At 33.8% G+C, this 7,116-nt stretch carries 7 protein-coding genes; 5 read left to right on the top strand and 2 right to left on the bottom strand.

The window, feature by feature from the left end:
- Positions 1 to 54: 54 nt before the first annotated feature.
- Positions 55 to 1,494, top strand: a complete 1,440-nt coding sequence (locus JR053_RS02195; RefSeq protein ID WP_416603401.1) for a hypothetical protein — start codon at positions 55 to 57, stop codon at positions 1,492 to 1,494.
- A gap of 195 nt (positions 1,495 to 1,689) precedes the next feature.
- Positions 1,690 to 2,460, top strand: coding sequence for a 5'/3'-nucleotidase SurE (gene surE, locus JR053_RS02200; RefSeq protein ID WP_010402923.1), 771 nt, complete (start codon positions 1,690 to 1,692; stop codon positions 2,458 to 2,460).
- Here the strand turns inward: surE and hisS are convergent.
- Together hisS and JR053_RS02210 are read right to left on the bottom strand one after the other, a co-directional pair.
- Positions 2,457 to 3,680, bottom strand: a complete 1,224-nt coding sequence (gene hisS / locus JR053_RS02205; protein WP_010402925.1) for a histidine--tRNA ligase — start codon at positions 3,678 to 3,680, stop codon at positions 2,457 to 2,459. The genes surE and hisS overlap by 4 nt on opposite strands.
- Positions 3,677 to 4,249 (bottom strand): NifU family protein, encoded by a 573-nt coding sequence (locus JR053_RS02210; RefSeq protein WP_006015115.1) that lies wholly within the window; start codon positions 4,247 to 4,249, stop codon positions 3,677 to 3,679. The genes hisS and JR053_RS02210 overlap by 4 nt, the downstream gene beginning before the upstream one ends.
- A 169-nt stretch (positions 4,250 to 4,418) precedes the next feature.
- Here JR053_RS02210 and JR053_RS02215 point away from each other — a divergent pair, with 169 nt between their 5' ends.
- From JR053_RS02215 to JR053_RS02225, 3 genes are all read left to right on the top strand, one after another.
- A complete protein-coding gene (locus JR053_RS02215) occupies positions 4,419 to 4,670 on the top strand; it encodes a DnaJ domain-containing protein (RefSeq protein WP_236607909.1) in 252 nt (83 codons plus the stop codon).
- Between the two features lie 91 nt (positions 4,671 to 4,761).
- Positions 4,762 to 5,838 (top strand): ankyrin repeat domain-containing protein, encoded by a 1,077-nt coding sequence (locus tag JR053_RS02220; protein WP_416603405.1) that lies wholly within the window; start codon positions 4,762 to 4,764, stop codon positions 5,836 to 5,838.
- Positions 5,839 to 6,098: 260 nt separating this feature from the next.
- Positions 6,099 to 7,079 carry an ankyrin repeat domain-containing protein gene (locus JR053_RS02225; protein ID WP_416603407.1) on the top strand — a complete coding sequence of 327 codons (981 nt, stop codon included), beginning with the start codon at positions 6,099 to 6,101 and terminating at the stop codon, positions 7,077 to 7,079.
- Positions 7,080 to 7,116: the final 37 nt, after the last annotated feature.

Below are 7,116 nucleotides of genomic sequence, written 5' to 3' on the forward strand. Positions count from 1 at the left end.
TTTAATTTAAGCATATAATGAGAAGTATATTAATAGGTTATTAAGAAGTGGTTTATGAATCCGAGGTTAAAAACATTTTTGGTTGTTTGTGGGTATGTTCTATTAGTTGGTGCTGCTATTGGAGCAATTTTTTTATTTGACTACTTACTTGAGATCTTTATTGATGCGCTTTATGCATTCCTTCTTGCCAAAACTTCAAGTGAGGTGTTAGCTGTTTTTGGAACACTTGCAGTTTTACTTGCCACTTGTGTTTTGTGCTACGGACTGCATAAGCTCTGTTCTATTTTTACAGAAAAGATTACAAGTAGCTATCAATCTTTCAAAAATGAAAATAGTGATGATAACATTTTTTCTGAAGTATATAATGACCCGACAATAGGGTTGAAAGATAAGATTTTATTTTTTTCTATATACTCAATATATTGTATCCAATTACCATTTTTGTATTGTTCATCGAAGATATCAGAGCTTAGCAGAACATTATCAAATAGTAGAGCGTTGGGTCTTAGAATATGTTTAGTGCTTATTAATACTATATTATTGATCCCAGTAGCACTTCTTGAGTTAATAAAGTATCCATTAATAAAGCTCTTCTCGCCTCTGGGTTTAAGTGTAAAGCAAATGAGCTTTTTGTTTAATGTAAGTGATGTAGGCACTGGTAATCAGAATGTTCATACTAGAAGTTTTGAGCAAAGTGTTATTGAGTGTGCCAAAAAATTAAAGGAAGAATATGGGACTCCGTCAAATGAGCTGGATGAAGAGTTTAAAAACTATATAGGCGGTTTGACAAATCAGCAGAAAGAACTGATAGCGCCTTATTTGAAGGTAGATAATTATAGAGAAGGAGAATGGGTAAGGTGGGTAGATTCTAAAACCAGATTGACATTAACACAGGCTACAAATTTAGTTTTAATTGCAGCAACAAATCAAAATGCAGATGTAGAGCTGTTGAAATCCATATTGCTGGTTCGTTTTGAGGAAAGTAATCGCCAATGTGGTCCTGGAATGCTTAATCGTATCATTTATGCATTAAGTGGACTTGAAGCAGAAAATAATTTTGCAGCTCAACTAGAGCCTCAGATAATAGGAGAGTTGGCCGGTAATGCTACTAAAAGATTTCTTGAGAAATCTGTAGATAAGCACTACTTTAAAATAAAAATTTTAAAAGAAAATTTTGATGACTTATATTTGCCAGGTTCTGAAGTGGATTTGAGCAATGCAAATGATGAAGTAAAGGATGGAATTTCTCATATGAGAAATTCTATAAAAGAATTTGTATTTAAAGAATTATATGTGAAGTTTTATAATGACTATGGAGAACATATTCGTAGAGGGCAGATAAAACAAAAGCTAAGGGAATTAATAACAGGTGAAGTCGTAGATGCAGCAATATTTGGTAAGATAGATGAGGTAGCAATACCTGCAGAACCATCCACTTGCCTTGAAAGAGTGAAAGCATTTTTTGCAGGGCATGCAAGATTCTCTGCTGCTTAAAGCTCTAAGACTTGTCTAAACTTTGATTGTGAGTTAGGCGTAAAATAAAAATTGGTATTTACGATTAACTCACAGCAAACTAAACGATGGCAACCTGGTCACCCTCTAATTTTTCCTTATTGATTCGTAGCAGGTTCTTTGCTATGGTTATGAAAAGAAACCTCATCAGTATACTTTGATAGGTGAGTATTATATATGATAATATTGATAACAAATGATGATGGTTTTGAGAGTGAAGGAATAAGATTACTTAAAGAGATTGCACAGAATTTTGCATCACAAATATGGATAGTGGCGCCAGATACTGATAGGAGTGGAGCTGCAAGATCTCTTGACTATCCAGTAAAACACTCCATTAAAATAAACCGACATAGTGAAAGAGAGTTTAGTGTATCTGGTACTCCTGCAGACTGTGTCATTATTGCGTTAAATAAGATTATGAATAAAAAACCAGATTTAATATTATCTGGAGTAAATATTGGGTCAAATGTTGGAGATGATATTTGTTATTCAGGAACAATTGGTGCTGCAATGGAGGGTGCTGCAAGGTCTATACCCTCTATTGCACTAAGCCAAGTTTATCATGATAAAATAGACTGGAACAATACAAAAGTTTTTGCACCAAAGGTTATCAGCAAGCTAATGAAAGTTGGTTGGCCTAAAAATATAGTGATGAGTGTAAATTTTCCTGCTACAGAAAAAGTGAAAGGAGTAGAATTTGCTGAGCAAGGTGAATACAACATTGATGGGGATTTAACTTTTACTGAAAATTCGAATGGTTCTTTAAGCTTAAATTGGTCTCGGGAACACTCAGGCAGTGGTAGTGTAGATAAAATAAAAGGAGGGTTTATTACTATTACACCAATAAAATTAGATTTTACTGATTATAATACATTGAACGCTATGAAAAATTCTTTTGCAGAAGAATTTTCTTCTATAGCTAACACTCCTATTGCTCTTGATTAGATATTTTCTACTATTTTATCACGAGCGATTACTTTTTCTTCACCCGTATCCATGTTTTTAATTTTTAAAGTTTTACCGCTTAGTTCTTCATCACCAAAGATTAATACAACTTTTGCATTTGCTTGATTTGCTTTTTTCATTCGGGTTTTTAGAGTTCCACTATATTCGTAAATCACATATAAACCATTTCTGCGTAATTCACTTGCAAGTGTTAGAGCATGTTCTTCAGCTTCTCCACCGATTGGAATTATATAAATAGGCCTCTCTTTTTTTTCAGCATAGTTGATTAATTCCATTATACGCTCAATCCCCCCTGCAAATCCTATTGCTGGAGTGTGTTTTCCACCTACTGAAGATACTAGATTATCGTATCTTCCACCGGCAAAAACTGCTCCTTGTGCACCTAAATCTTCTGTGACAAATTCAAATACTGTGTGACAATAATAGTCTAGACCTCGAACTAATTTGCTATTTACAGTGTAAGGTATGCCAAGAGCTTGCAGTCCATTTAACACCTGGTCAAAGAAATATGAAGATTCTTTTGTATAATAATCACTGATTTTTGGTGCGTCAGAGATTATTTCTTTATCTGTCTTATCCTTAGAGTCTAATATTCTGAGTGGGTTTTTAATCAATCTATTTTGACTATCTTCTGATAGGTCATTTTGAAACTTTTTTAAATACGATATCAAAGCTTCTCTATACTGAGTTATTGTTTCACTATCACCCAGAGAGTTGATTTCCAGCTTTACATTTTTATTGATGCCAAATTCAGTTAGTAAGTGCTGAGCGAGTGATATCAATTCAATATCAGCTTTTGGATCTTCTATGCCAAAAAACTCAAAATTTATCTGATGAAATTGCCTTTGTCTTCCCTTTTGCGGTCTTTCATAGCGAAATGCAGGCCCTATTGAAAATAATTTTATCGGCGTTTGCAGTTTTTTTTCAATGAGTAACCTAACAATAGCTGCAGTGAACTCAGGACGCAGAGTTATGCTCTTTCCCCCTTTATCAATAAAAGTATACATCTCTTTAGTGATAATATCTGAGCTATCACCTAAAGTCTTTGTAAAGACTTCTGTGTATTCAAATATCGGAGTTTGAACAGGTAAAAAGCCGTATAAACTTGAGATTCTGCTTGCTGTTTGCTCTATGTGTTTAAACTTGTACCATTCATCAAACAGGAGATCTTTTGTTCCTCTAACTGTTTGATTAGTCATAGCATAGTCTCTATACCTGAAACTTCTGGTATGTGATAGCTTAGCATATTCTGCACTCCTTGTTTTAAGGTAATTGCAGCACTTGGGCACCCAGAGCAAGCTCCTTGCAGTTCAACGTAAACTATTCCGTCTTTATAGCCACGGAACTTGATATCACCACCATCTTGAGCAACTGCAGGTTTAATATAACTTTCCATCAATTCTTTTATTCTATTTACAATTTCTATATCATTTTCATTAAAGAATTCTTCCTCTAGCATTTTATTATCACTTACTCCTTCTTTATCAAATGCTTTTCCACCAGAAGTAAAGTGATCCATAATTGTAGTTAAAATTTCCACCTTTACTATATCCCAATTCATTCTATCTGATTTTGTTACCGAAATAAAATCATGACCAAAAAATACTCTTACAACATGTTCTATTTGAAAAAGATTTACTGCTAGTTTGGAGTTCTTTATTTCATCTGCATTTGAAAAATCAGCTGTTTCTCCTTCGCTCAGAATTTCAAAACCAGGAAGAAATTTCAGCGTGTTTGGGTTTGGTGTTTCTTCAATCTGGATAAACATGTTATTTACCATGACAATTATAATTGTTACTATTTAATCATAAAATGATAAAAAAATATACATGTCATTCATCTTCTTCCTTTTTTTGATATTCACAATAATCACGTTTGTTTTACCTAGCGTTGTTGTATTTTTTCTCTTTTTGGCAAAGAGAAATAACATAAGTTTTATGATGAACTCTATATTAAGTAAGTTTTTGAACGAATTTAACAGCAGTAAAAGTTACACCAAAAATTACACTGGTGATAATATGTCCAAAGATGAAGCATTAAAAATACTGGGGCTGAATTCCGAGGCAAGCCAAAATGAAATCAATAAGGCATACCAAAATTTAATGAAACTGGTCCATCCAGACAAGGGAGGCTCGGAATATTTTGCACAAAAGTTAAACGCAGCACGTGATAGATTGCTAAAGACCTAATTTTTAACTATTGTTTTCTCTGTAAATTTTACTTGTAAATACTAAATCATGTGATACAAAGCCAAGGGCGTTGTCTTATAGGAGGTATTTGATGCGAAAATACAGAATAGAAGAGTTAAGGAATAAATTGTTTATTGCTATAAACAAACTTGATTTTGAGAAAGTTAAAAGATGTGTTAGAAAGGCAAAGATTAAAGGTGTACAAAACGATATTATTAATGGTAAGCAATATGGCATGGCACCTATACATTTTGCTACTTACAGAGCTAACTCAAAGATATTGCAGTTTTTGATTAACAATGGTGCTCGTGTTAATGCTGTGAGTGATGCGTGCATTGTTCCTTCCGTATCCATTATTGTAACATATGATATGGAGAAAGTTGTATTTGATTGTATTCACGGCAACACTAGCTTTCAAGGAATGCAAAATTTTACAGCTTTACACTTAGCACTTTATCATTGTCGATTAGATATAGCAAAAGTTCTGCTTGATCATAATATTGATGTTAATATTAGAAGTACAAATGGCAAAATAGCATTTGAGGTTATTCCAGGTTATGAAAGTCTTTGCAGTGATGGCTGTGACATAAAAAAAATATTCTTAGCTGTGTTAAGATTTCATAAAAATAATTGTACAGAACTATTACTTTCTGCTAGAATAAATACTAAGTTAGAATTAGAAGCTGGTGATACTCCAGATGCAGCAAGTAGTACAGCGAACCCTTTCTCAGCCTCCACCAGGGCAAATACTAAGATAGGATTGGAAGCTGGTGATACTCCAGATCCTGCACCAAGCAGTGCAGTAAAACCTTTTTCTTTTATTAATAGTATATTTAGTTGGGTAACCACTGCCACACTCAATGGCTTATTCAGCAGTGCTCCTACTTTACTTCCTGCACAGCAATCTGTTGATCACTTGGCTGGTAGCCCAATTGGTTCTTCACAAGTTGATTTTAATGCAACAGCTCTACTAGTTGATGTAGTGGTCAAAAAGTTCACAGGGAAAAAGTATTCAAGGCTACTGGACAATCCACCTCTGACAAGACTTTCTATTATAGAAAAAAAACTCGAGACGGCAATTAGTAGTTGTGAAAAACTTTATCAATGTCCTGAAAGTTCATTAAGCAATTTAACGATATCTAAAGGTATGCATCAAAAGTCCCTCTAAATCAGTTAAAATAAGCACTAGAATTCGAGTGCTTATTTACAAAACTTATCCCTTATTTCCTTTTCTAAAGCATATTGCTTCTTATTAAGAGCAAAAAAAATTTGAATAAGGAAGCTCAGCATGTCTTGTACGAAAGTTAAAGTGATAGATTGCTGAAGACCTAATTTTTAACTATTGAAATTTTTTCTCTGTAAATTTCACTTGCACATACTAAATTGTGTGATATAGAGCCGGGAACGTTGTCTTTTAGGAGGTATTTGATGGAAAGACAAGAAATAATTGAGAGCCTGAGAAAAAAATTATTTTCTGCTATAAACAGAGATGATTTTGAGAAAGTTAAAGAATATATTGAAGAGGCAGAACATAGACACATAAAAAATGAGATTTTGAATAATGAAAAATATAGTATGAAGCCTATGCATTCTGCTACTTACATAGGTAACTTAAAGGTATTGCAGTTTTTGTGTGACAGTGGTGCTGATGTTAATACTACTATTAGCAGTCGATATTTGAGTACTCCCTTACACATTGCTGCTATTAATGGCAAACTAGAAATAGCACAGTTTTTACTTGATCGTGATGCTAACATCAATGCTACAAATTATAAAGGCTTTACACCTTTGTACTTAGCATTTAACCATTGTCATTTAGATATGGTAAAACTCCTACTCTGTAGAGGTGCTGATGCTAGTATTCAAAGTCAGTACGGCAAAACAGCATTAGATGTTGTTGGAGGTTATAGAAAAGATAGATGTAATAGCAATAGTAAAATTCAAGAGATAGAATCTGTATTGAGCAGTGCTACTGAAGATGATTGTGAAGCAAAATTAACTTCTATAAAAGCAGGTGTTAAGGTAGGGTTAGACGCTAATGACGCCACAGATTCTGTAAGTAGTGCAGCGAATCTTTCATTATTCCCTACCAAAGCAATCAAGATAGAATTGGAAGTTAGTAATACCACAGACTTGGCAAGTAGAACAGTGAATTCTTCCTTCACTCTTATCAGAGAAAATTTTGAAGAAGTTAGCAGCACTGCAAGCAATGCAGTAAAACCTTCTTCTTTTATTAATAGTATATTTAGTTGGATAACTACCACCATCAGTGGCTTATTCAGCAGCGCTCCTGCTTTACCTACTGTACAGCAATCTGTTGCACATTTAACTGGAAGTCCTATTGGTTCTTCACAAATTGATTGTAATGGAACAGTTCTGCTAACTGCTTTAGCAATAAGTAAGTTGTAATAGTTTAGACTTGATCTGACAAGCAAACAAAGTAAGA

It is taken from the genome of Wolbachia endosymbiont of Nasonia vitripennis, from assembly GCF_048054115.1.
In the GTDB taxonomy this organism is placed as follows: Bacteria; Pseudomonadota; Alphaproteobacteria; order Rickettsiales; family Anaplasmataceae; genus Wolbachia.